This is a genomic window from Mycobacteroides chelonae (assembly GCF_016767715.1).
GTDB classification, from domain to species: domain Bacteria; phylum Actinomycetota; class Actinomycetes; order Mycobacteriales; family Mycobacteriaceae; genus Mycobacterium; species Mycobacterium gwanakae.
Window position 1 is genome coordinate 3,377,243 of sequence record NZ_CP050145.1, and the last position, 24,113, is coordinate 3,401,355.

Genomic DNA, 24,113 nt, shown 5'->3' on the forward strand with positions numbered 1-24,113 from the left:
CATGGCACTCATGGTTCGTGTTGATGAGGTTGGTACAGCACGCCGTTGGGCGATGCTGGCCATTTCCCTGGGGTCCACCGCCGCCGCCAATGTCTTCATCAACGGTGTGGCGTTCCTCATCCCCGCCTTACACACCGAACGCGGCCTGGATCTCGCCAACGCGGGGCTGCTGTCGGCGATGCCCAGCTTCGGGATGGTGCTGACACTCATCGCATGGGGCGCGCTCATCGACAGATTCGGTGAGCGGATCGCGTTGGTAAGCGGTCTAGCGCTGACCGCCCTGGCCGCGTTCGCCGCGGCCGAGGCACCGTCATTGGTGCTCACGGGCGTCTTCCTGCTGTTGGGCGGGGCGTCTGCGGCAGCGTGCAACTCGGCCAGTGGGCGCGTGGTGGTGGGGTGGTTCCCGCCGAGCCAGCGGGGCACGGTGATGGGCATCCGGCAGATGGCGCAGCCACTCGGGGTTGCGCTGGGCGCCCTGGTGATCCCCCGCATCGCGGAAAGTCACAGCGTGGCAACGGCATTGATCTTTCCGGCGGCCGTATGTGCGGTGTCCTCGGCGATCTGCCTGGTGGGCATCATCGACCCGCCGCGACCACCGCGCTCGGAAGCACCCGAGGAACACCTGTCCAACCCCTATCGCGGTTCGCGGGTGCTGTGGCTGATCCACGCGGTGTCGGTGCTGCTGGTGGTGCCCCAGGTGGTGGTGTGGACCTTCACCCTGGTGTGGCTGGTGACCGACAGAGGGTGGAGCATCGGCGCGGCCAGCATCATGGTGACGGTGGCGCAGCTGGCCGGCGCACTCGGCCGGGTTGTCGCCGGAATGTGGTCTGATCGTTGGGGTTCACGTATGCGCCCGATCCGCGCCATCGCGGTGGCCGCATCAGCCGCCATGGCGCTATTGGCCCTCACCAATCAACTGGACTGGTCCATTAGCGTCGTCGTCATGCTGGTGGCTTCGGTGATCACGGTGTCCGACAACGGTCTGGCGTACACATCGATCGCGGAAATCGCGGGACCGTTCTGGAGCGGCCGCGCCCTGGGCGCACAGAACACCGGCCAGCTGCTGGCCGCCGCCGTGGCACCGCCGGTTTTCGGGGCGATCGCCACGGCGGTGGGATTCTCCGCAGCCTTCGCCGTGTGTGCGTTGTTCCCTTTGGCCGCTGTCGGTTTGGTGCCGGTGAAGCTGGAGAAACCCGCCCAATAACGCCGAATGCGAGCCTGACGCGATTTTCCGGCTGGATTTCCGCGTGAGGCTCGCACTCGATCAGGACTACAGGAAGCTGGCGATCCGATCGCCGGTGGCCGAGGTGGACAGCTTCTCCGCGCCCCGGGTGGCCAGGTGCTGTTCGACAGCCTTCTCCACACGCGCCGAGGCTTCCTTCTCGCCAAGGTGATCCAGCAGCAGGGCCACCGACACCACAGCGGCGGTGGGATCGGCGATCCCCTGCCCCGCGATATCGGGCGCACTGCCGTGCACCGGCTCGAACATCGAGGGATTCTTGCCCGAACCGTCGATGTTTCCGCTTGCAGCCAAACCGATTCCACCGGTGACGGCGGCCGTCAGGTCGGTGATGATGTCGCCGAACAGGTTGTCGGTGACGATGATGTCGAACCGGCCCGGGTCGGTCACCATGTGGATGGTGGCGGCGTCGATGTGCTGGTAAGACACCTGCACGTCCGGGTGCTCAGCGGCGACTTCGTCGACGGTCCGCGTCCACAGCGAACCGGCGTACTTGAGCACGTTGTTCTTGTGCACGAGCGTCAGGTTCTTGCTACGGGCCTCGGCGCGCTGGAAGGCGTTGCGCACCACACGCTCGACTCCGAAGCGGGTGTTGAGACTGACCTCGGTGGCGACCTCGTGCGGGGTCTCTACGCGGATGGCGCCGCCGTTGCCGGTGTACGGCCCCTCGGTGCCCTCGCGCACCACGACCAAGTCGATGGCCGGGTTACCCGCCAGCGGACCCGTCACGCCCGGGTACAGCTTGGCGGGGCGCAGGTTGATGTGGTGATCGAGTGCGAATCGGGTGTGCAGCAGCAGACCGCGTTCCAGCACTCCGCTCTGCACCGAGGGATCGCCAATGGCACCAAGCAGAATGGCGTCGTGCCCGCGCAGCTCGTCGAGCACCGAATCGGGCATGAGCTCACCGGTGGCCAGGTACCTACGGGCACCCAGGTCGTATTCGGTCTTCTCGACACCGGGCAGTACGGCGTCGAGCACCTTTACCGCCTCGCCGATGACCTCGGGGCCAATACCGTCGCCGGCGATGATCGCAAGCTTTGTCATGAAAGATCCACCAGCTCAAGGGTTGTCGCACCGACAGCAGCGCGGATCTCCTCGAGTACGGCGTCCGGGGCGCTGCGGTCGATACGCAGGATGATGGTGGCCGCCTCGCCCGAAGCGTCCTGGCTCAGCTGCGCGGCCTGGATGTTGACGTCTGCCGAACCCAGCACGGTGCCGATCTTGCCGAGGGCACCGGGCACGTCGGCGTAGTTGATGACCAGGTTCTCGCCCTCGGCACGCAGGTCGAAGTTGCGTCCGTTGATCTGGACGATCTTCTGCACCTGCTGCGGGCCGGACAGAGTGCCCGCCACATTGATGACCGAACCATCGGCGTACACGGCGCGTACGTCGACAACGCTGCGGTGGTTGGGGCTCTCGGTGGCCGTGCTGATCTCCGCACTCACGCCACGCTCCTCGGCGATCGACGGAGCGTTCACGAAGGTCACCTGATCCTCGATCACCGACGAGAAGAGTCCGCGCAGCGCGGAAAGCTTCAGCACCGCAACGTCTTCGGAGGCCAGTTCGCCGCGGACGTCGACCGACAGCGAGGTGGGCAGCTGCTCGGAGACGGCCCCGATGAGCACACCAAGCTTGCGGACAACCTCAAGCCACGGCGCGACCTCTTCGCTGACGACTCCCCCGCCGACGTTGACGGCGTCGGGCACGAATTCGCCTGCCAGGGCCAACTTCACGCTTGCCGCCACATCGGTACCGGCGCGGTCCTGGGCCTCGCTGGTGGAGGCGCCCAGGTGCGGGGTCACCACAACCTGGTCGAGCTCGAAAAGCGGGCTGTCGGTGCACGGCTCGGTGGAGAACACGTCGAGCCCGGCGCCGCGGACGTGACCGCTGCGGATCGCGTCAGCCAGGGCGGCCTCGTCGATAAGCCCACCGCGTGCGGCGTTGACGATGATGACGCCCGGCTTGGTCTTGGCGAGGGCTTCCTTGCCGATCAGACCCGCGGTCTCCGGGGTCTTGGGCAGGTGCACCGAGATGAAATCTGCCCGACCCAAAAGTTCGTCGAGGGTCAGCAGCTCGATGCCGAGCTGGGCGGCGCGAGCGGCCGAGACGTAGGGGTCGTAGGCGACGATGTGCGTCCCGAACGCGGCAAGGCGCTGCGCGAACAGCTGGCCGATGCGGCCCAGGCCCACCACACCGACCGTCTTGCCGAAGATCTCCGTGCCGTTGAACGACGAACGCTTCCAGGTGTGCGCCTTGAGCGAGGCGTCGGCGGCCGGGATCTGCCGCGCGGCGGACAGCAGCAGGGTGACGGCATGCTCGGCAGCGCTGTGGATGTTCGAGGTGGGTGCGTTGACCACCAGGACACCGCGGGCGGTTGCGGCCTTGACGTCGACGTTGTCGAGTCCGACGCCGGCACGCGCGACGATTTTGAGCTTGGTGCCGGCTGCCAGTACCTCGGCGTCCACGGTGGTCGCCGAACGCACCAACAGCGCGTCAGCATCGGGTACCGCGGCCAGCAGTGCGGGACGATCCGGGCCGTCGACCCAGCGCACCTCCACACCATCACCAAGTGCTTCGACGGTCGACTGGGCAAGTTTGTCGGCAATCAGCACGACTGGACGTTCGCTCACGTCGCCATAGCCTAGTGTGCCGCCGTAAGCGGCGGACATCACAGTCGCCGACAACCGTGGTCACGGCCCGCCATATCGAGTAGCGCACTACTCGCGACCCAGGACGCACACCCGGATGACGCTATGCGCATGACCGAAACACATGTACTACCTGTCAGTGGCCCATACACGGTCCGCAGTGGTGACACCCTGTGGAAACTGTCCGAAATGTTCTACGGCGACGGACGCCGCTACCGCGTGATCGCGGTGGTCAACGATCTGTCCGAACCTGATCTCATCGAGGTGGGGCAGGAACTTGAGATTCCGTACGTCACCTATCGCTACCAGGTCAAGGCGGGTGACACCAAGGGCTCAATCGCCGAACATTTCTACGGCAGCTTCTCGATGAGTGGGGTGTTCGAAAGCCCCAGCGGTGTGTCGCAGCGCGACCTGATTGTCGGCGAATGGCTGCTGATGCCGGACCTCGCCAACGTGGGACATCACACCGTGATGCCGGGCGAGACGCTGCAGGTGCTCGCGGACCGCTGGTATGGCGATTGGACGCTCTGGATCGTGATTGCCATCGCGAATCAGCTCAGCGGTGACAACCCCGAACCCGGCTCCGTGCTGATCCAGCCTCGGCTCAACCGGCGCCACACCGTCGTCTCCGGCGACACACTCTGGAAGCTGGCGCAGCAGAACTACGGCGACTACAACACCGCACGGACACAGATCGCGGTCCAGATGGTGGCGGCGGCCAACCTCATCGAAAACCCCGATCACCTTTCCGTGGGGCAGGTCATCTACTTCCCCTCGATCGACCTGGGCAGCTGAATCAGACCTCGGCGAGATCCACTCCACGGGTCTCGCGCGCGGCGAGCAATGCGACGAATGTCAACACACCGGCGATCGACAGGTAGACCCCTACCCACGCGACGCCGAAGTCGTGCACCAGCCAGGTGGCGATGAACGGCGCGACGGCGGCTCCGATGATGGAGGCGAAGTTGTACGCGATCCCCGACCCGGTGTAACGCACGTTCGTGGGGAACAGCTCGGGCAGCAGGGCGCTCATCGGGCCAAAGGACAGGCCCATCAATGCCATTCCAACACTCAAGAACACCAACATCATCGGCTTGTTCACCGTCGAGGGGTCGAGGAACCAGCCGAACGACAGCCCGAACACGATGATCCCGGCCGTGAACGTCAGCAGCACCGGTCTGCGGCCGTACCTGTCGGCCAGCCGTCCGGATATCGGCACGCACGCCGCCAGGAACAGCACCGAAATCAGCTGCATCTGTAGGAAATCGACGTAACTGATCGCGAGCTTGACCCCGGACTTGTCGACCACCTTCCCCGTTCCGTACGACGCCGCCCAGGTCGTCACGACGTAGAAGATCGTGTACGTGGCCAGCATGACGAACGTGCCGATCACGAGCTGGCGCCAGGAAGTCTTAGCCACCTCGGCCAGCGGCGCGCGCACCTTCTTGCCCTCGGCGACTGCCTGGGTGAAGACGGGCGTCTCGGTGAGTTTGAGCCGGACGTAAAGGCCGACAACCACGATGACCGCGCTGGCCAAAAACGGGACTCGCCAACCCCAGGACAGGAATGCATGGTTGGTCGTGGCCGTCTTGGCGTCGAAGCCCATGACGAGCATCAGCAGCAGGAAGGTGCCGTTGGCGAAGAAGAATCCGATCGGGGCGCCCAACTGTGGCCACATCGCCGCCCAGCCCCGCTTCCCCTCCTCGGCGGTTTCGGTCGCCAGCAGCGCAGCCCCCGACCACTCCCCGCCCAATCCCAGACCCTGACAAAAGCGCAACAGCGAGAGCAGCGCGGGCGCCCAGTAGCCAACGGTGTCGAAGGTGGGCAGCAGCCCGATCGCGAAGGTCGCCACCCCCATGGTCATCAGCGATCCGACGAGGGTGGCCTTACGGCCGATCCGATCGCCGAAATGCCCGAACACCATGGAGCCGACGGGGCGGGCGACGAAGGCCAACCCGAACGTCGCGAACGACGACAGCAGCGCCGCGGTGTCATCCCCCTTGGGAAAGAACAACGTTGGGAACACCAGCACCGCCGCGGTGGCATAGATGTAGAAGTCGAAGAACTCGATACTTGTACCCACCATGGAGGCGACGACGATCCGGCTGCGCGGTACCGCAGACTCAACGGGCACGGTCTCCGGTGTCATGGCCACCGGCGGAGACTAGCGCAGCGATTCGATCCTGGTAGCCAGTACAGCCGTCCATTCCGCGATGTAGTCCTCGTCGGCAATGGTGGCGGTCGGCGCCCGGAAAACCGTACTGGTCGCACGCTTGCCCAAGAGGGCGTTGACGCCCAGCGCCCCAATCGATTCCGCTTGCGCCTTGCCGATGTCCGGGGCCCAGCCATGTACCCAGTCGGTGAGCTCGGCGTAGAGGCCATCGAAGAGTGCGGCATAGGCGGTATCGAGCCGGGCCAGGTGACCGGCCGGAACACTCGATGCGATCTGCAGCAGCTGCGACTCCTCATCGAGCACGGTCAGCAGGTAGCGACCCATCATGGTGAGTTCGTTACGCAGGTCGCCGAGTCCACCGAAGAGCGCGCGAATGTCACGCATCGCGCGCCGGCGATCGAGCTGACGATCGATGCCCGCCTCCAGCAGCGCTTCTTTGGACTTGAAGTGGTGATAGAGCCCGCCCGATCCGGGAGTAAGACCGGCCGCCTTCTCGATCTGGGCGACGCTAGTCGCCTTGTACCCCTGCTCGCCAAAGAGCCTCATGGCCTCGGCGACCAGGCGTTCTTTTGTGGAAATCTCAACCATTGACGTCTCCCAAGTAATCACTTAGTGTCACTCAGTGAGTACTTTAACAGCTGCTCTGGCTCACCGGTAGGAGGTAGTCATGACAGAGGACCTGGTTCCCCGGGGCCGCATCCGGCGCACGATGCCGCTGGCGGGATTCACCGCCCGGGCCGCGGGCGGCCGACTGGTCGCAGGCTTGCGCGAAAAGGCCGGAGACACCGGCGCCGTGGACCGCTTCCATGAAAAGACCGCCGAGCGTTACACCGAACTACTCGGGCACTCCAAGGGCGTCCTGATGAAGGCCGGCCAGATCTTCTCGAGCATCGACACGAGCGCGATGGGTGATGGGCGCATCTCGCCGTACGAGCGAGCGATGGCCAAGCTGCAGACCCAGTCGCCGCCCATGGACCCCGCGTTGGCACGAAGCATCGTCGAATCCGAGCTCGGGCTCTCGGTGGACAAGGCATACGCCGAGTTCACCGACGAGCCGATATCGTCGGCATCCATAGGTCAGGTTCATCGCGCGGTCCTTCACGACGGCCGCGAGGTCGCCGTCAAGATCCAGTATCCCGGTGTGGCCCAGGCCATTCAGGAAGATCTTGCCAACACCGAACTCGTCACGACCTTCCTGCGGACCTTCTTGTCCCTGCTCGGTCGCAGCGTCGCCATTGACCTACGCGCGACGGCCGAAGACATTTCGGAACGGATCGCCGAAGAACTCGACTATCGCCGCGAGGCCGCCAACATCGCCTCATTCCACGAGCTGTTCCGTGGGCATCCCTTCATCCGAGTCCCCGAGGCCGTGCCGGAGCTATCCAGCGACCAGGTACTCACCATGACCTACGTCGACGGAATCGGCTGGGCGCAGGCTCAGCAGTCCAGCCGTGAACTCAAAGACACGTGGGGTGAGGCGCTGTGGAGATTCAGCCTCTCCCCTCTACAACACGCCTCGGCGTTCTACACGGACCTGCACCCGGGAAACTACCGGTTCGGCCTCGACGGATCGATCGGGATCGTCGACTTCGGGTCCGTGAAGATCATTCCCGAACGCCTGCGCCTGGCATGGATACAAATGATCGTCGCCAACCTGCAGAAAAGAATCGGGGACCTGCACTCGATCATGACCGAAGCCGGGTTCATACCCGCCGGATCCACCATGACGACCGATGAAGTGCACCGGTGGATGGACCAGAACAATCCGGATGTTGTTGGTCCGCAACCTGTTACCTATACGGCCCAACTGGTCAGCCGGAATATGGCCACCCTGGACACCAGCAGCCCGAACTCACTGTCTGCACGCGTCGCGCTGCCGCCCGATCTCATCTACTTCGTCCGGGTTCCGCTGGGTGTGCGGTCAACCCTGTCCAAATTGGGTGCCACGGTGGACGCACGCGCAGTCGTCGAAGACATGACCGGTGTCGCCGAGCCCACCACTGCGCTCGGGGTACGACATGTGGCGTGGGTGCGGGAGCGCGATCTGCCGTTCGGATTGGAGCCGCGAGACCCGTCAAAGATTGGTGCCCAGCTGTGAGCGACAATCCCATCCCGCGCGGCCGAATCCGGCGCACCATGCCGCTGGCCGGCTTCACCGCCCGAGCCGCAGGCGGGCGACTCGTCGCGGGCCTGCGCGAAAAGGCCGGGGACACCGGCGCCGTCGAACGGTTCCACGAACGCACCGCCGAGCGCTACACCGAACTACTCGGCCACTCCAAGGGCGTCCTGATGAAGGCCGGCCAAATCTTCTCGGTCGCCGATATAGCATCCCACGGCTACAACCAGCTTTCCCCATATCAAAACGCCTTGACGCGCCTGCAGGCTGACGCACCGCCCATGCATCCCTTGTTGGCACGCCAGGCCCTCGAAGAAGATCTTGGGAGCTCCGTCGAAGAACTCTTCTCCGAATTCAGCGATGATCCGATCGCCGCGGCGTCGATCGGGCAGGTGCATCGAGCGACCCTCCACGATGGCCGCCCGGTCGCCGTCAAGGTCCAGTATCCCGGTGTGGCACAAGCCATCGAGCACGATCTATCGAACGCGGAGCTGATGGCCACTTTCCTGCGCTTCGCAACAGGTATTGCCGGGCCGCGGCCACAACTGGACCATCGACTCATGGCCGACGAGGTGGCCGCACGCATATCCGAGGAGTTGGACTATCGGCACGAAGCGGCGAATATCAGGGCCTTCGCGGCGCTCTACGCGGACCATCCCTTTATCCGGATACCCGAGGTGATATCTGAAGCGTCCGGCAATCGGGTGCTCACCATGGCCTATCTGGACGGCTTGGATTGGATGGCCGCACAACAGGCCGACCAGGACCTCAAAGATGTTTGGGTGGAGACGATCTGGCGTTTCAGCACCGGATCGTTTCGGCACGCGAATCTGTTTCACGCCGACCCGCATCCGGGCAACTATCGGTTCGGGATGGACGGGTCCGTCGGTTTTGTCGACTTCGGTTGCATCAAGGTGGTGCCCGAGTCCTTGCGCTATCGGCTCGTGCAGATGATTCGCGCGGCCGCCGAGGAACGGCGCGAAGACCTACGCCAGCTGATGGTCGACGCCGGATACTTCGCCGCCGACGCCCCACTGTCTGCTGACGACGTCTTTCAGTGGCTCGGGGCGACCGTGCAGGACATCCGAGGCGCTCAGCCGGTGACATTTACCCGAGAGATATCGAACAGCGCGACCCGTTCCCTGCTGAACTTCCAGACGCTGCATCAGATGTCGATACCCAGCGATCTGATATTCCTGGCCCGGATCAATCTGAACATCAGCGCGCTGTCGGCAACGCTCCACGCGACGGTGCACACGCACGCACTGCTCGATGATCTCGACGGCGTGGCCGAACCCGTTTCCCCACTAGGTAAACAGCATGTCGGGTGGGTCCGCGAGCGAGGTCTGCCCTTCGGATTGGATCACCATGACCACTGCTAACCCCATCGCACCCCGGATTCCCTGGGACTCACGGGATCCCTACCGCTACTACGAAAACCTGCGGGCCCGCGGCGACGTGGTCTGGGACGACAATGCCGGAACCTGGGTCGTTCTGGGCTATCACCCGGCCCGCGAGGTTCTGGGTGGCACCGGATGGTCGAGCGACCCCCTCGCCAGCCCGCAGATGCGGGCCTCGGTCCCCGAGTACCTCGACCTGTCCGACTTCGGCAGAAACATGCTCTTCGTCGACGGACCCGACCACACCGAGCTCAGGGGCGCCGTCCGCGACGTATTCACCCCGGGTTTCATCGCCGGTCTGCGCGAAGGCGTGCAATCCATCACCGCTCAGGTCGTCGAATATCCGCAAGCTGGAGAAACTTTCGACTTCATGACCGATATCGCCCTGCCGTTGCCGATCGCGATCATCGGCGAATGGCTCGGCCTGGACGATGCGGCCTCAGCCGTCCTTCGCCAGGAGTCCCCGATCATCATCCAGATGCTCGGGGCCTTCGCCGACGTCGAGACTGTCCTCGCCGGCACCTCCGCGGGCGCGACCCTCGCTACCGAACTTCTGCCGCTGGCCGCGGACCGCCGCGTACACCCCGGAGACGACCTTCTCAGCCTGATCGCATCCGATATCAACCTGTCGCTGGAAGACGTGGTCACCATGGCGTTGATGATCGCCATCGCGGGTCATGAGACGACGGCAAACCTACTGGGCGCGAGCATGCTTCGACTGCTTGCCCCACGCCCCCATGGCCTTCGGCTAGCCGACGAGATCGACCCCGGCGACCCGGCGGTCGTTACTGAACTGCTCCGGCTCGACGGTCCGGTGCAGGGCACCGCGCGCGTTGCGACCGAGGACCACAATCTGGCCGGGCACATGATCCGGGAGGGCCAGACGGTGCTCATCGCGATTGCCGCCGCAAACCGCGATCCGCAGGTGTTCGTCGATCCCGCGGAGTTCCGGCTGGGCCGCAAGAGCACCCCACCGCTGGCCTTCGGATATGGCGCACACCATTGCCTGGGCTCGGCGTTGGCCAAGCTGGAGACCACGGTGGCCATCGGTGAAATCCTGGCGCGCGGGCCCGAGGTGATTGGCCCCGTCAGCTGGCGGGGCGCCCCCGCCATCCGGGGACCGCGCAGCATCCCCATGCGGTTTCACAGGTAGTTTGCGTTCCCGACAGTTCCACGCAGACATTTCATGGGTGTGCGGGCAGGTATGGGCATATTGTGTGGAAATGCTCGTCAAAGCGGTCCGCAGCGGGTTGTAGGCCAGCGTGTTGCGACTCATCTTCACAGCGAATGACCTTGCTTTGACGAGGTTTCTGCCTATGCCTGCGCCATTGTTGGAGATGAAGTTCGCCACACGAGCACTACGGCAAGGTATTCGCACACCGTGGGGCGAGCGGTGGCGTTGTCGCGCACTGGCAGCATTTCCCATCGCGGCAGCACCGGGACGTACAGTGGTGAGCCACTTTTCATGGTCACTGTCGCCCACCGTGCTGGGCGACAGCTTCGATGAGGGTATGCGGTCCATCGAAAAGCTGAATCGCCAGCAGGCGCTGGCAGAGTTGGCCGTCTTCGAGCGCGGCCCCACCGAAGGTGCCGGGGCGCCACCGTATCTCCGGCATGCCATCGCCGGTGATCACGAAGCCACTGTGGCATTGGGGCGCATGACGAAAGGCGCCTACAAAGCGGTGCTGGAACCGTACTGGCCCGACATCCAGGCGAACCATCAGATTGAACTCGTGCGGCAGGGACGCGTGATGGCGCGCCACGGTGTGCGGGCCGCCCTCGGCAAGATTGTCCCCGGCGCACGATGGAATGGCGACTGCCTAGAGATCGACAGTCCCCAACGCACCACCATCGCGCTGCGTGGCCGCGGCATCGTGTTGACGCCCAGCGTTTTCTGGGCGGGACCACCCCTGGTCGGTGAGCTCGGCGAGCAACCGGTCGTCCTGGCGTACCCCGCCCCCATCGATTTGCCCCTCAGTGTCGGTGCTGAATCCGACCCACTCGCGGCAATACTCGGATCGACCCGCGCCGCGGTACTGCGCGTGCTGACCGCGGAGCACACCACCGGTGATATCGCCCGCAACCTCGGGATCAGCCCCGCATCAGCGTCCGAACACACCTCGGCTCTGCGGCAAGCACGCTTGGTGCGCAGCCGCCGTGACGGTAAAGCGGTCATCCACGACGCCACCGCCCTGGGCCTTGACCTGATCGATGCAAACCGCCGGTAGCTGGCGTTTCATCGGCAGAGATCACAACACGAGAGCCACTCCGATAACAGATGTGCGCGCCACTGTTGACAACTGACGTTGTTAACGTCTCCAATGAGGAGGAAGCGAACCGCTCCCTGGGAGGCAACGATGCCAAGCACAGCTGCACACGCCGCAACATCACGCTCGGCGGGCATGCCGCCACGCGGTGATGCCAAAGCCCGAATCTGGCGCCGCGGAGACGGTGCCACTCCCGCCGGTCAACGCACCGGCCCCGACGGACACCCGGATTACGGCTACTTCGGCCCCGGCTCAGTGACCTGGAAGGTGTTTCTGCATCCCTCGGTGGCACCGATGATCGTGCTGGTGACCGCCCTCCTGGAGGGCAGCCATGAGGGGCTGCAGGCCGTCGAGATCAACCACGATCCGGTGTTCACCAAGAGCAAGCGCAATCAGGTCGACTTCGACGACACCGTCAAGCGCATCCAGCGCACCGCCGGCGTCCCGATACCGATCATCTTCGGCGACACCGCAAGTGCCGACGCGCTCGCCGCGCACCTGCGTCACTATCACCGCAACATGAAGGGTGTCATTCCCGGCACCGACCGGCCCTACGACGCGCAGGGCCCGGCCCTGGTGCTCTTCGCGCATGTGACGATCATGCATGCGGCGCTACGGATCTACGAGAACACTCCCGCGCCGGGGCGTCTTATCCCCCGGCGCCTCCCTAAAGCCGAACGCGACCAATTCTTCTTGGAAGTCAAGACATTCGCCGAACTCATGGGAGCCGACCCGGACACGGTACCGGTGACCTCCGAGGAGGTGGAGGCCTATTACGACTCGATCGAATCCGAATACCGGATGGTCAAAGGTTTTGTGCCGGGCGGCATGCGATTCGCTTTGTCGGTGATCAGAAACGCACGAGGCTTCGGCGGACTGACGGCGGCGGCGGTTGCCGCGATCACCCTCGTCACCGCCGTGCCGTCTGTTGCCGTGGTGCCGCCAAAGGTGCGGCGCCATTTGGGGATTCCCCGCATCGCCGACCCGGTGCTGGCCCTGCTGCTACGGGTGGCGCAGCCTGCCTTTGTGCCGTTCACACTCGAGCCGTTGGCTCGCGAGATCTCGAGACTGTTCATCGGTGATGACGGTATTACGTTGGGAGAGAACGCCCGCGAGCTTATGGAGCAGTCCGCCTAGGCCCTCACACCCGGAGCGCGGTGAACGGCGCGATCGGAATCAGCCTGATGACAAACCAGGCCGCGAACACCACCAGGATGATGGACGCGACCCATCCACGCAGCCATGGCGGATTCCAATCAGCGGCCCCCCGCCAGCGGCTGCGCGTCCACGCGACAAAACAGACCGCGAGGAACCCCAAGGCCACCAAGGCAACCGCGTTGTAGCGCAGTGCTGCCAGCACGTCACCGTGCATCAACGAGTAGACCATCCGCAGACCACCGCACGCGGGACAGTCAAGGCCGGTGAGGGCCTTGAATGGGCACACCGGAAGCACTCCCCCGGGCGTTGTCGGGTCTCCGAGCCAGATCGCCGCACAACCCGCGACAGCCACCGCACCCACGGCTACGGGTGCGGCGAGTCGGGAGGCGACGGTGGACGGACGGGAGGTGGTCATCGATTTCCAGTATCCACCGAGGACGGCTAGGGCAGCGAGCTTTCTCCATCTCCCGACGGCTGTCCCGACAAGGCACCCCCACGTTCATACTCGCGGATTGTCTTCCTGATGTGTTCAGCTGCCACCGTATAGATGTCAACCACAGATTTGATATCCCGGCGAATTCCATCTTTGCCGGCCTCAAACGTTGTTACGAACTTGACGCTCTTGCCGTTCAGATGCAACCGAATGATCGGCTTTCGGTTGTTGTTGTCCAACAGGATCGCAAAGTACGACTTCCCATCTCGATGATGGATGCGCTCTGGGCCTACTTCCGAAACCGCAATTGCACGAACAATGTTGAATCCTTCCAGCTCTTCGTCCGTGGTCACGATGTCGGGATCGGCGGTGTCAGTAGCTTCGCCGGGAAGCTCTGCGGTGACTGCCTGTCCAACAGCGGCATACGCCCGCGTGGGCGGTGAAACGAGTTCAGTCGACCGATTCGGGTCTGGGGCATCATCGCCCAGTGCGGTCTTAAGCCGACTGTTCACCTGATCACCGACGTACTGGTTCAGTGCCTTGGCGACCAGCGGGCGAAACTGTTCCAGGATTCGTTGGGTGGTTCGTCCCTCGTATATGCGATTCACGAAGAATCTCACCCATTCCTCTGAAGGGTCCTTCACTTCGGCAGCGATGATCCGACGGATACCTCCTATGTACTTCAGTTCTTCGGCGGCGCTGACAACAGAATCGATGTCGAACGATTCCTTCGAAAACTTCTGAATCTCGGGGACCAAAGTGCGATCGATGTCAAGCAGGTCGAATATGAGGAATGGCTTCTCGTCCATACGATTCGGAAGGTCGCCATCGGTGTAGACGTGATATTGCTGACCGTTGGTCAAAATCGCAATCCGAGCAGAGGTCACGGCGAAGTACCGGAACAACTGTGATGCGTAGCGAAGGTCTAGCGGATCACCAATCTTCTTGCATTCAATGAGAATCTGGACCTGACCGTCTTTGAAGATCGCGTAGTCGACCTTCTCACCCTTCTTCACACCGACATCAGCGATGAATTCGGGCACTACCTCCGACGGGTCAAATACGTCGTAACCGAGCACGTTCGATATGAACGGCATGATGAAGGCATTCTTGGTTGCTTCTTCAGTCTGCACCGAATCTCTGGTATCGCGAATCTTCTTCGCTAAGCCCGCAAGCCCATCTGAAAACGCCATAGAATCCGCCCCTCAATCGAAACCCGTGCCATACCCCTCAAGGTCGCTGCTGAGCACCCTAAACGAAGTACACGACAGAGCGCCCCCGAATGACCGACAGGTTTGATGGAGGCCGAAATGACTTCGAGAGTCAACAGACCCCGCACGCAAAAGCCCCCGACACTCCGTGGAGTGCGGGGGCCTTGCGTTCAGATAAACAGAGACTAAGCGGTCTCGGTGATCGGCCGATCGACCCAGCTCATCAGGTCGCGCAGCTTCTTGCCGGTGACCTCGATCGGGTGCTCGGCGTTCTCCTTGCGCAGGCCCTCAAGCTCCTTGTTGCCGCCCTCGACGTTGGCGACGAGGCGCTTGACGAAGGTGCCGTCCTGGATGTCCGTGAGGATGTCCTTCATCCGCTGCTTGGTGCCGGCGTCGATGACACGCGGACCCGACAGGTACCCACCGAACTCCGCGGTGTCGGACACCGAGTAGTTCATGCGGGCGATGCCGCCCTCGTACATCAGGTCGACGATCAGCTTGAGCTCGTGCAGCACCTCGAAGTACGCCATCTCAGGGGCGTATCCGGCCTCGACCATGACGTCGAACCCGGTCTTGACCAGTTCCTCGGTGCCACCGCAGAGCACGGCCTGCTCACCGAACAGGTCGGTCTCGGTCTCTTCCTTGAAGTCGGTCTTGATGACGCCGGCGCGGGTGCCACCAATGCCCTTGGCATAGGACAGCGCGAGGGCCTGGCCCTCACCCTTGGGGTCCTGGTGCACGGCGATGAGCGCGGGCACACCCTTGCCATCGACGAACTGACGACGCACCAGGTGGCCGGGGCCCTTGGGGGCGACCATGGCAACGGTGACGTTGGCCGGGGGCTTGATCAGACCGAAGTGGATGTTCAGGCCGTGACCGAAGAACAGCGCGTCGCCGTCCTTGAGGTGCGGCTCGATCTCCTTAGAGAAAATCTCGGCCTGCGCGGTGTCGGGCGCCAGAATCATGATGACGTCGGCCCACTTGGCGACCTCTTCGGGAGTGTCGACCTCAAGACCCTGCTCAGTGACCTTGTCGCGCGACTTCGAACCCTCGCGCAGACCGACCTTCACCTGAACGCCGGAGTCGCGCAGGCTCAGCGAGTGCGCGTGTCCCTGGCTGCCGTACCCGATAACGCCGACCTTGCGGCCCTGAATCAGGGTGAGGTCCGCATCATCGTCATAGAACATCTCAACTGCCACAGTGCTTTTCCCTTCTTACCTTCTCTTTTAAGTATTACTTGGCGGCGGCGATGGACCGCGGGCCGCGCGACAGCGCGACCACGCCGGATTGCACGATCTCCCGAATACCGTACGGGTCGAGCATCCGCAGCAGTGCATCCAGCTTGGACTGGGTGCCCGTCGCCTCGATGGTCACCGACTCCGGCGATACATCCACGACCTTGGCACGGAACAGGTTCACCACCTCGATGACCTGCGCCCGCACCGTCGCATCGGCGCGCACCTTGACGAGCATCAGCTCGCGGGCCACCGAATTCTCCTCGTCCTGTTCGACGATCTTGATCACGTTGATGAGCTTGTTGAGCTGCTTGGTGACCTGTTCGAGCGGAAAATCGTCGACGGTGACGACGATTGTCATGCGCGAAATACCTTTGAGCTCCGTCGGACCCACCGCCAACGATGCGATGTTGAAGCCACGACGGGAGAACAGTGCGGCGACACGGGCGAGCACACCGGGACGGTCCTCGACCAGAACGCTCAGAGTGTGGGTGCTGGTCATCGTGACCCTTCCTGCTCCGCAGTTTCATCATCGTCGAACAGCGGTCGGATGCCCCGCGCCGCCTGGATCTCGTCATTGCTGGTGCCCGCCGCGACCATCGGCCACACCTGGGCGTCGGCACCGACGATGAAGTCGATGACCACCGGGCGATCGTTGATGGCCCGTGCCTCTTCGATCACCTTGGCGACGTCCTCTTCACGCTCGCAACGCAATCCGACGCAGCCAAGCGCCTCGGCCAGCTTCACGAAATCGGGGATGCGGCGCGAGTGTGTGGCCAAGTCGGTCTGCGAGTAGCGCTGCTCGTAGAACAGCGTCTGCCACTGACGCACCATGCCCAGGTTGCCGTTGTTGATGAGCGCCACCTTGATGGGCACGCCCTCGATGGCGCAGGTGGCCAGCTCCTGGTTGGTCATCTGGAAGCAGCCGTCACCGTCGATGGCCCACACCTCGGCCTCGGGCCGCGCCATCTTGGCACCCATGGCCGCGGGAACCGCGAAGCCCATGGTGCCCAGGCCACCGGAGTTGAGCCAGGTACGCGGGTTCTCGTACTTCACGAACTGCGCGGCCCACATCTGGTGCTGCCCAACGCCCGCCACGTAGACCGCGTCGGGTCCGGCGATCTTGCCCAACGTCTCGATGACGAACTCCGGGCCCAGGCTGCCGTCGTGCTGTGCGTCGTATCCCAGCGGGTAGGTCGCGCGGATACCCGAGAGGTACTCCCACCACTCGGACAGATCGGTGGTCGCACCCGTCGCACGGTCGTTCCGGATGGCTTCGGTCAGCTCGGCGATGACGTTCTTCACGTCGCCGACGATCGGCACATCCGCATGGCGGTTCTTACCGATCTCGGCGGGGTCGATATCGGCGTGAATCACCTTGGCGTCCGGCGCGAACGAGTCCAGCTGCCCGGTGACGCGGTCGTCGAAGCGCGCGCCCAGGGTGATCAGCAGATCGCTGCGCTGCAGTGCTGCCACCGCGCCGACGGTGCCGTGCATTCCGGGCATACCCATGTGCAGCTCGTGGCTGTCGGGGAATGCACCGCGCGCCATAAGGGTGGTGACGACGGGGATGCCGGTCAGTTCGGCCAATTCCTTGAGTTCCGGGGATGCGTCCGCGCGGATGACACCGCCACCGACGTACAGCACCGGACGCTTGGCGGCGGCGATGAGCCGAACCGCCTCACGGACCTGCTTGCCGTGCGGCTTGGTGACGGGCTTATAGCCGGGCAGGTAGATCTGCGGCGGCCAGCTGAACGTGGTCTGCGCCTGCAGCACGTCCTTGGGGATATCGACGAGCACCGCACCGGGACGGCCGCTCTGGGCGATGTAGAAAGCCTCGGCGATGACCCGCGGGATGTCCTCGGCGTTGTTCACCAGGAAGTTGTGCTTGGTGATCGGCATGGTGATGCCGGAGATGTCGGCTTCCTGGAAGGCGTCAGTGCCGATGAGGCCCCGCCCCACCTGCCCGGTGATCGCGACCACCGGGATGGAATCCATCTGCGCGTCGGCCAACGGGGTGACCAGGTTGGTGGCACCCGGGCCAGAAGTGGCCATCATGACGCCGACCTTGCCGCTGGCGTGGGCGTACCCGCTGGCGGCGTGCCCGCCACCCTGCTCGTGCCGCACCAGGACATGCCGGACCTTCACCGAGTCGTACAGCGGGTCGTACACGGGCAGCACCGCACCGCCGGGAATACCGAAGATGACCTCGACACCGAGCTCCTCAAGCGAGCGCACTACCGACTGCGCGCCGGTGACGCGCTGGGGTGCGACGGTGTTCGCTTCCGGAGCTGCTGCTGGGGCCGGCCCAGAAGCAGAAGCCGGCTTGGGCTTTGCAGGTGCACTCATGGTGGTCTGTCCTCTTGTTGTGTCCGTGCTGAAAACCTATGGCAACAAAAAACCCCCGCCAGCGGTCTGCTGTACGAGGGTTGCGCGTCGAGTGTGCGCGAGTTGCCTTGGACTCGGGCTACGCGTCGACGCGCATACCGATTACTACGAGCAAGGCGGGGTTGTTCACACCGCGTACGGTAGTCGTTTCTGGAGGTCCGAGTCAAATCCCTGCTAGGGGCGGCTTCGCCGAGCGTGAAGCCACTGAGTTCCGGGCCGAATTCTCGCCCTGGCCTCACCGTCGGGGACAATGGAGGGATGACCGAGGAGAAGCGCACAGTCATCAGGACGTCGCCGATGGCGCATTTCATGTCCGGGTTCCTGGCGCTCGGCATCCTGACGTTCGTCCTGTACCTCCCGGTCCTCGCGCCGCTGCTGCTGATCCCCGCCGCCATGTCCTATGCCATCTTCCGGTATCGGACCGCAGTCGACACCGAATCAGTGCAGGTACGAACGCTGGCAAGCACCCGGACGCTGCCGTGGACAGAGGTCAAGGGCCTCGGATTCGACAGGCACGCCTGGGCACGCGCCGAACTCGTCGACGGCACCTCGCTGCGTCTCCCGGCGGTCACCTTCTCGACGCTGCCGATCCTGTCGGCGGCCAGCAATGGCCGGGTGCCGAATCCGTACCAAGGGGTTCAGCGCTAGGCGGCCAAACGGTCCTGCATGCCCCACGGGGCACCGAAGGTATTGAGCCGGTCCAGGAACGGGAGACTGTCGAAGGCCTCCGGCCCCAGCACACCGGTGCCGCTCCACGCACCCTCGGCGAGCAGTTCCAGGGCCACCACCGGGTTCACGGCGGTCTGCCACACGACACATTGCGCACCGTCGCGTGCCATCGTCCACTCGTTGTCGACGACGTGATGCAGGTAGACCTCGCGGGGCTTGCCGTCCTTACCGGTCCCAGTCACCCACAGACCCGCACAGGTGGCCCCGCGCATCAGATGCCCCAGCCCGGCCGGGTCCGGTAGGCACGCCGCCACCACATCACGAGGACTCACCGCGGCGGCGCGGCCGTCGGCGTGCACGCTGACCGGGTCGGTGCTGTCCAGCCCGACCAGGCGCAGGGTGCGCAGCACGTTGATGAATTCGGCGCCGAGGCCGTATTTGAATGTCACCCGCCGGGCATTCACCCAGCGCGGCATGAGCACCACTTCCTCGTGCTCGACGTTGACGCATTCGACGGGGCCGATGCCTCCGGGGAAGTCGAAAACCTCCGGTTCGCTGAACGGTTCGGTGGTGAAGAACCCCTTGTTGCGTTCCCAGATCAGGGGCGGATTCAGGCATTCCTCGATGGTCGTCCAGATCGAGAAGGACGGCGCGAATCGGTATCCCTGCACTTCGAGATTGGATCCGTCGCGAGTGCCCAGCTCGTCGATCTCGGAGAACAGATGGTCGGCGGCGTACCGCGCGAACACGTCGCTCAGGCCCGGCTCGACCCCGATACCGACCAAGGCCAACAGCCCTGCGGCTTCCCATTTTTCGGCCGCGGCGAACTGCTCATCGCCCAGCATAACCCCGGGCAGTTCGTACGGTCTTTCCGGATGGCGATGCGACAGACTCATCGCCATGTCGAGGTAGGTCACGCCTGCCGCGAAGCACCCGTCGAACACACTCATCACGAATCGAGGGTCGACCGCGTTGAGCGCGTGGGTGATTCGATGCTCCCGGCACAGCGCCGCGACATCGTCAGCCGAGGAGGCGTCGATGCGGGCCGCCGTGAATCGGGGATCACCGAGCCGATCCACCACCGCCTGCGCCCGGGCCATGTCATAGTCCGCGATCACCAGCGCCTCGAAGAACTCGCGACGGGCCGCGATGAACGCGGCCGCGCTGCCCACTCCCCCGGCACCCACGATGAGAATTCGCATGTCTATAACCGCGCCCACGCCTCGGTGAGCACCCCGCGCAGGATCTGCTCGATCGCATCGAACTCCTGCTTCCCCGAAATCAGCGGCGGTGCAAGCTGAATCACCGGGTCGCCGCGGTCGTCGGCGCGACAGTACAGGCCAGCATCCCAGAGCGCGGCAGACAGGAAGCCGCGCAGCAGCCGCTCGCTCTCCTCGCCGCTGAACGTCTCCTTGGTCGTCTTGTCCTTGACCAATTCGATTCCATAGAAGTACCCCTCACCGCGCACGTCACCGACGATCGGCAGGTCGTGGAGCTTCTCCAGGGTGGCCCGGAACACCGGGGCGTTCTCATGCACCCGATCGTTGAGGCCCTCCCGTTCGAAGATATCGAGGTTGGCAAGAGCCACCGCCGCCGAAACAGGATGTCCGCCAAAGGTATATCCGTGCGGGAAGGTGGTCTTACCGTCGTTGAACGGCTCGAACAGACGGTCCGTGGCGATCATCGCCCCGATCGGCGAGTACCCGGAGGTCATGCCCTTGGCACAGGTGATGATGTCCGGCTGGTATCCGAAATCCTCGCAGGCGAACATCGATCCGATACGGCCGAAGGCGCAGATCACCTCGTCGGACACCAGCAGCACGTCGTACTCGTCGCAGATTTCCCGCACCCGCTCGAAGTAGCCGGGCGGGGGCGGGAAGCAACCGCCCGCGTTCTGCACAGGCTCGAGGAAGACCGCCGCGACCGTGTCGGGTCCCTCGAATTCGATCGCCTCGGCGATCCGGTCGGCACAGTAGCGCCCGAACGCCTTGGGATCGTGGGCGTATGCCTCCGGGGCCCGATAGAAGTTGGTGTTCGGTGCGCGGAATCCGCCCGGGGTCAGCGGTTCGAAGGGTGCCTTGAACGCCGGCAGACCGGTGATGGCCAATGCGCCCTGCGGGGTTCCGTGATACGCGATGGCGCGCGAAATCACCTTGTGCTTACCAGGTTTACCGGTCAGCTTGAAGAACTGTTTGGCCAGCTTCCACGCGCTTTCCACCGCTTCTCCCCCGCCCGTGGTGAAGAAGACGCGGTTCAGGTCGCCCGGGGCGTACCCGGCGATCCGATCGGCCAGCTCGATCGCGGTCGGGGTGGCGTAGGACCACAGCGGGAAGAACGCGAGCTTCTCGGCTTGCCGGGCGGCGGCCTCCGCCAGTTCGGTGCGGCCGTGCCCGGCCTGCACGACGAACAATCCCGAAAGACCGTCGAGATAACTCTTACCGCGGTCATCCCAGATCCGCACGCCCTCACCGCGCGTGATGATGGGCGGCGATATGCCCTCACCGTGGCGGGCGAAGTGGCCCCACAGATGGCGGGACGCCTTTTCCTGCAGGTCGCCGGAGATCTCGTGTGCTACATCGACGGTTGTCACCGTGTACCCCAATTGTATTGTTGTTTCACTAGTTTCAGATAAACCAGGGTTTCCGTGGAGGTCACCCCGGGCACGGCACGAATCTGCTTGTTCAGCAGAACCAACAGGTCGTCGTCGTCCTCGCAGACCACCTCGACGATCGCGTCGAAGGTTCCAGCAGTGAGCACTACGTAGTCGACCGCATCCAGCTCCGCGAGCCGGTCGGCCACCTCAGTGGTGTCACCGGAGCATTTGATGCCGATCATGGCCTGGCGCGCGAACCCCAGCTGCATTGGATCGGTGACCGCCACGATCTGCATGACACCGGCGTCGATCATGCGTTGCACTCGTTGACGCACCGCCGCCTCCGAGAGGCCCACCGACTTACCGATGGTCGCGTATGGGCGCCGCCCATCCTGCTGAAGCTCCTCGACAATCGCTTTGGAAGCCTCATCGAGCTGGAATGCAGCCGAGCCGTTACCCGGATCGGCGACCCGCAACAGACGCCGTTTCGTGTTGGTCACGAACTCGATTGTGCACGGATTCCGTCATCCATTGCAATGTTTTACGACGAATTACCGTTAAGAGCGGACTATTGACGATGGAATCCGTGGCTTAAAGCACCGATTTTCGATACCGTGGCCAGGTGAGCGCACCAAGCAGCTGGATCAATGGCCGCCTCGTCACAACCCGCGGCGATACGCATCGCGTGATCAACCCCGCGACCGGGACAACCGTCGCCGAACTAAGCCTGGCGACCCCCGACGACGCCGATGCGGCAGTGGCGGCAGCCAGGGCCGCGGGGCCCGGCTGGGCCTGCTCAACCCCCGCCGACCGTGCCGCTGTCCTGGCCAAACTGGCCGCCGCCATGGCAGCCAACGCCGACACGCTGGTGGCCGAGGAGGTCTCCCAGACGGGTAAGCCGGTGCGCCTGGCATCGGAGTTCGATGTGCCCGGCAGCATCGACAATGTCGAGTTTTTCGCGGGTGCCGCAAGACATCTGGATGGTAAGGCCACGGCCGAATACTCGCCCGACCACACCTCCAGCATCCGGCGCGAGGCCGCCGGGGTGGTCGCCACCATTACCCCGTGGAACTACCCGCTGCAGATGGCGGTGTGGAAGGTGCTGCCCGCACTGGCGGCGGGGTGCACGGTGGTGATCAAGCCCAGCGAGCTGACACCGCTGACCACACTGACGCTGGCACGCCTGGCCACCGAGGCCGGGCTGCCCGATGGTGTGCTCAACGTTGTCACCGGACGCGGCGATGACGTGGGCAGCACCCTCGCGGGCCACCCCGATGTGGATTTGGTGACCTTCACCGGGTCCACCGCTGTCGGCCGAAAGGTGATGGCCGCGGCCGCCGTTCATGGGCATCGAACACAGCTGGAGCTCGGCGGCAAGGCACCCTTCGTCGTGTTCGACGACGCCGACCTGGATGCCGCCATTCAGGGCGCGGTCGCCGGCGCGATCATCAACTCCGGCCAGGACTGCACGGCCGCGACCCGGGCGATCGTCGCCCGCGATCTGTACGACGACTTCGTCGCCGGAGTCGGCGAGGTGATGAACAAGATCGTCGTCGGCGATCCCTTGGATCCGAACACCGATATCGGACCGCTCATTTCGGCCCCCCATCGCGCCAGAGTCGCGAGCATCGTGGACCGCGCCCCCGCTCAGGGCGGCCGAATCGTCAGCGGTGCAAGCTCACCCGATCTGCCGGGATTCTTCTACCGGCCCACCCTGATCGCCGATGTCGCGGAGACATCCGAGGCCTACCGCGACGAGATCTTCGGCCCGGTGCTCACCGTGCGCGCATTCTCCGATGACGACGACGCACTACGGCAGGCGAACGACACCGCCTATGGCCTTGCCGCCTCGGCATGGACGCGCGATGTCTACCGCGCGCAGCGGGCCTCGCGCCAGATCAAGGCGGGTTGCGTGTGGATCAACGACCACATCCCCATCGTCAGCGAGATGCCACACGGCGGATTCGGCGCGTCCGGCTTCGGCAAGGACATGTCCGACTACTCCCTTGAGGAGTATCTGACCATCAAGCACGTGATGAGCGACATCACCGGTACCGCCGAAAAGGACTGGCACCGAACTATTTTCGCGAAACGTTAGGGCCGCGCGTCCAAGTTGTCGTTGATGAGCGCCGCGAGCCGGGTAAGGCTCGTGGTCATCGCACGGCGGTCAGCACCCGCCAATTCGGCGAAGACCGCGTGCTGCCGTGCCCGAAAGGCCACCTGTGCGTTGACCACCCGAGTGCGCCCGGCGGTGGTCAAGCCCACCAGGACCAACCGGTCATCCGACGCCGAGCGGGTGCGTTCGACCACACCCCGTTCTTCTAACTGCTTGAGCGCGCGCGTGGCCGTCGGCACCGCCACTCCCGCCGTCCCGGCCAGCTGACTCACCGACATCGATTCCCGGTCCAGTAGCGGTGCCAGCAGCTCGAGCTGCGAGCGACTCATCCCCGCCTGCGTCCCCGCGGGCGACGTTCGCCCCCGGCGCATCGCGAAGTACAGCGCGTCCGTGGCCGCCACCAGCTCTTCGATCTCACGGGCACTGTTTCCGCTCGGTTGTCCTGGCACCCCGACAGTCTAAGGGT

22 protein-coding genes are annotated in these 24,113 nt (G+C 64.3%); 9 read left to right on the forward strand and 13 right to left on the reverse strand.

Annotation, left to right across the window (positions count from 1 at the left end):
• Position 1 precedes the first annotated feature (1 nt).
• Entirely contained in the window at positions 2-1,204 is a 1,203-nt protein-coding gene (locus tag HBA99_RS16675; protein ID WP_070933296.1) for an MFS transporter, read from the forward strand.
• A gap of 66 nt (positions 1,205-1,270) precedes the next feature.
• Here HBA99_RS16675 and HBA99_RS16680 read toward each other — a convergent pair whose 3' ends face one another.
• Positions 1,271-2,284: a 3-isopropylmalate dehydrogenase gene (locus HBA99_RS16680; RefSeq protein ID WP_070952226.1), complete on the reverse strand. Its 1,014-nt coding sequence runs from the start codon at positions 2,282-2,284 to the stop codon at positions 1,271-1,273.
• Complete coding sequence (serA, locus tag HBA99_RS16685) at positions 2,281-3,852, reverse strand: phosphoglycerate dehydrogenase (RefSeq protein ID WP_235732355.1); 1,572 nt, start codon at positions 3,850-3,852, stop codon at positions 2,281-2,283. Before serA ends, HBA99_RS16680 begins: the two co-directional genes overlap by 4 nt.
• A 147-nt stretch (positions 3,853-3,999) precedes the next feature.
• Between serA and HBA99_RS16690 the strand changes: the two genes are divergently transcribed.
• Complete coding sequence (locus tag HBA99_RS16690) at positions 4,000-4,683, forward strand: LysM peptidoglycan-binding domain-containing protein (protein ID WP_234798085.1); 684 nt, start codon at positions 4,000-4,002, stop codon at positions 4,681-4,683.
• A 1-nt stretch (position 4,684) separates the two neighbouring features.
• Here HBA99_RS16690 and HBA99_RS16695 read toward each other — a convergent pair whose 3' ends face one another.
• Both HBA99_RS16695 and HBA99_RS16700 read right to left on the reverse strand, forming a co-directional pair.
• Complete coding sequence (locus tag HBA99_RS16695; protein WP_070952223.1) at positions 4,685-6,037, reverse strand: MFS transporter; 1,353 nt, start codon at positions 6,035-6,037, stop codon at positions 4,685-4,687.
• A 15-nt stretch (positions 6,038-6,052) separates the two neighbouring features.
• Positions 6,053-6,649 (reverse strand): TetR/AcrR family transcriptional regulator, encoded by a 597-nt coding sequence (locus tag HBA99_RS16700; protein ID WP_057963702.1) that lies wholly within the window; start codon positions 6,647-6,649, stop codon positions 6,053-6,055.
• Between the two features lie 79 nt (positions 6,650-6,728).
• Between HBA99_RS16700 and HBA99_RS16705 the strand changes: the two genes are divergently transcribed.
• From HBA99_RS16705 to HBA99_RS16725, 5 genes are all read left to right on the forward strand, one after another.
• On the forward strand, positions 6,729-8,159 hold the full coding sequence (locus HBA99_RS16705) for an ABC1 kinase family protein (RefSeq protein WP_070952222.1): 1,431 nt from the start codon (positions 6,729-6,731) through the stop codon (positions 8,157-8,159).
• Positions 8,156-9,559, forward strand: coding sequence for an ABC1 kinase family protein (locus HBA99_RS16710; protein ID WP_070952221.1), 1,404 nt, complete (start codon positions 8,156-8,158; stop codon positions 9,557-9,559). Before HBA99_RS16705 ends, HBA99_RS16710 begins: the two co-directional genes overlap by 4 nt.
• Positions 9,546-10,730, forward strand: coding sequence for a cytochrome P450 (locus HBA99_RS16715; protein ID WP_070952220.1), 1,185 nt, complete (start codon positions 9,546-9,548; stop codon positions 10,728-10,730). Before HBA99_RS16710 ends, HBA99_RS16715 begins: the two co-directional genes overlap by 14 nt.
• A 109-nt stretch (positions 10,731-10,839) precedes the next feature.
• Positions 10,840-11,805, forward strand: coding sequence for an ArsR/SmtB family transcription factor (locus tag HBA99_RS16720; RefSeq protein ID WP_070933280.1), 966 nt, complete (start codon positions 10,840-10,842; stop codon positions 11,803-11,805).
• Between the two features lie 129 nt (positions 11,806-11,934).
• Positions 11,935-12,981: an oxygenase MpaB family protein gene (locus HBA99_RS16725; protein WP_070928729.1), complete on the forward strand. Its 1,047-nt coding sequence runs from the start codon at positions 11,935-11,937 to the stop codon at positions 12,979-12,981.
• 4 nt (positions 12,982-12,985) lie between these two features.
• On the opposite strand, the gene HBA99_RS16730 is transcribed toward HBA99_RS16725, so the two are convergent.
• The 5 genes from HBA99_RS16730 to HBA99_RS16750 all read right to left on the reverse strand — a co-directional run bounded on the left by HBA99_RS16730 (position 12,986) and on the right by HBA99_RS16750 (position 18,230).
• On the reverse strand, positions 12,986-13,417 hold the full coding sequence (locus HBA99_RS16730) for a DUF2752 domain-containing protein (RefSeq protein ID WP_070933278.1): 432 nt from the start codon (positions 13,415-13,417) through the stop codon (positions 12,986-12,988).
• Between the two features lie 26 nt (positions 13,418-13,443).
• The gene (locus HBA99_RS16735) at positions 13,444-14,628 is read right to left on the reverse strand and encodes a type I restriction endonuclease (RefSeq protein WP_070952219.1); all 1,185 of its coding nucleotides are present in this window, start codon (positions 14,626-14,628) and stop codon (positions 13,444-13,446) included.
• A 203-nt stretch (positions 14,629-14,831) separates the two neighbouring features.
• Complete coding sequence (gene ilvC / locus HBA99_RS16740) at positions 14,832-15,833, reverse strand: ketol-acid reductoisomerase (RefSeq protein WP_030094117.1); 1,002 nt, start codon at positions 15,831-15,833, stop codon at positions 14,832-14,834.
• A 46-nt stretch (positions 15,834-15,879) separates the two neighbouring features.
• Positions 15,880-16,383, reverse strand: coding sequence for an acetolactate synthase small subunit (gene ilvN / locus HBA99_RS16745; RefSeq protein ID WP_030094118.1), 504 nt, complete (start codon positions 16,381-16,383; stop codon positions 15,880-15,882).
• Positions 16,380-18,230 (reverse strand): acetolactate synthase large subunit, encoded by a 1,851-nt coding sequence (locus tag HBA99_RS16750; protein ID WP_070952218.1) that lies wholly within the window; start codon positions 18,228-18,230, stop codon positions 16,380-16,382. Before HBA99_RS16750 ends, ilvN begins: the two co-directional genes overlap by 4 nt.
• 297 nt (positions 18,231-18,527) lie before the next feature.
• Between HBA99_RS16750 and HBA99_RS16755 the strand changes: the two genes are divergently transcribed.
• Entirely contained in the window at positions 18,528-18,917 is a 390-nt protein-coding gene (locus HBA99_RS16755; RefSeq protein ID WP_030094120.1) for a PH domain-containing protein, read from the forward strand.
• On the opposite strand, the gene HBA99_RS16760 is transcribed toward HBA99_RS16755, so the two are convergent.
• From HBA99_RS16760 to HBA99_RS16770, 3 genes are read right to left on the reverse strand one after another with little or no spacing between them, the layout of a single operon-like run.
• Complete coding sequence (locus HBA99_RS16760) at positions 18,914-20,140, reverse strand: saccharopine dehydrogenase family protein (protein WP_046254265.1); 1,227 nt, start codon at positions 20,138-20,140, stop codon at positions 18,914-18,916. The two genes, HBA99_RS16755 and HBA99_RS16760, sit on opposite strands and share 4 nt — an antisense overlap.
• A gap of 2 nt (positions 20,141-20,142) precedes the next feature.
• Positions 20,143-21,528, reverse strand: coding sequence for an aspartate aminotransferase family protein (locus HBA99_RS16765; RefSeq protein WP_030094122.1), 1,386 nt, complete (start codon positions 21,526-21,528; stop codon positions 20,143-20,145).
• Positions 21,525-22,031: an Lrp/AsnC family transcriptional regulator gene (locus tag HBA99_RS16770; protein ID WP_070933272.1), complete on the reverse strand. Its 507-nt coding sequence runs from the start codon at positions 22,029-22,031 to the stop codon at positions 21,525-21,527. Before HBA99_RS16770 ends, HBA99_RS16765 begins: the two co-directional genes overlap by 4 nt.
• A 122-nt stretch (positions 22,032-22,153) precedes the next feature.
• On the opposite strand from HBA99_RS16770, the gene HBA99_RS16775 reads away from it, so the two are divergent.
• Entirely contained in the window at positions 22,154-23,629 is a 1,476-nt protein-coding gene (locus tag HBA99_RS16775) for a gamma-aminobutyraldehyde dehydrogenase (protein ID WP_070952217.1), read from the forward strand.
• Here the strand turns inward: HBA99_RS16775 and HBA99_RS16780 are convergent.
• Positions 23,626-24,096: a MarR family winged helix-turn-helix transcriptional regulator gene (locus HBA99_RS16780; RefSeq protein ID WP_064393521.1), complete on the reverse strand. Its 471-nt coding sequence runs from the start codon at positions 24,094-24,096 to the stop codon at positions 23,626-23,628. The two genes, HBA99_RS16775 and HBA99_RS16780, sit on opposite strands and share 4 nt — an antisense overlap.
• Positions 24,097-24,113: the final 17 nt, after the last annotated feature.

Coding starts and splice junctions, on each gene's coding strand:
- HBA99_RS16680 (WP_070952226.1), bottom strand. CDS start 2,284: ATGACAAAGCTTGCGATCATCGCCGGCGACGGTATTGGCCCCGAGGTC.
- HBA99_RS16725 (WP_070928729.1), top strand. CDS start 11,935: ATGCCAAGCACAGCTGCACACGCCGCAACATCACGCTCGGCGGGCATG.
- HBA99_RS16715 (WP_070952220.1), top strand. CDS start 9,546: ATGACCACTGCTAACCCCATCGCACCCCGGATTCCCTGGGACTCACGG.
- HBA99_RS16700 (WP_057963702.1), bottom strand. CDS start 6,649: ATGGTTGAGATTTCCACAAAAGAACGCCTGGTCGCCGAGGCCATGAGG.
- HBA99_RS16755 (WP_030094120.1), top strand. CDS start 18,528: ATGACCGAGGAGAAGCGCACAGTCATCAGGACGTCGCCGATGGCGCAT.
- HBA99_RS16695 (WP_070952223.1), bottom strand. CDS start 6,037: ATGACACCGGAGACCGTGCCCGTTGAGTCTGCGGTACCGCGCAGCCGG.
- HBA99_RS16750 (WP_070952218.1), bottom strand. CDS start 18,230: ATGAGTGCACCTGCAAAGCCCAAGCCGGCTTCTGCTTCTGGGCCGGCC.
- HBA99_RS16760 (WP_046254265.1), bottom strand. CDS start 20,140: ATGCGAATTCTCATCGTGGGTGCCGGGGGAGTGGGCAGCGCGGCCGCG.
- HBA99_RS16705 (WP_070952222.1), top strand. CDS start 6,729: ATGACAGAGGACCTGGTTCCCCGGGGCCGCATCCGGCGCACGATGCCG.
- ilvN (WP_030094118.1), bottom strand. CDS start 16,383: ATGACCAGCACCCACACTCTGAGCGTTCTGGTCGAGGACCGTCCCGGT.
- ilvC (WP_030094117.1), bottom strand. CDS start 15,833: ATGTTCTATGACGATGATGCGGACCTCACCCTGATTCAGGGCCGCAAG.
- HBA99_RS16735 (WP_070952219.1), bottom strand. CDS start 14,628: ATGGCGTTTTCAGATGGGCTTGCGGGCTTAGCGAAGAAGATTCGCGAT.
- HBA99_RS16690 (WP_234798085.1), top strand. CDS start 4,000: ATGACCGAAACACATGTACTACCTGTCAGTGGCCCATACACGGTCCGC.
- HBA99_RS16730 (WP_070933278.1), bottom strand. CDS start 13,417: ATGACCACCTCCCGTCCGTCCACCGTCGCCTCCCGACTCGCCGCACCC.
- HBA99_RS16675 (WP_070933296.1), top strand. CDS start 2: ATGGCACTCATGGTTCGTGTTGATGAGGTTGGTACAGCACGCCGTTGG.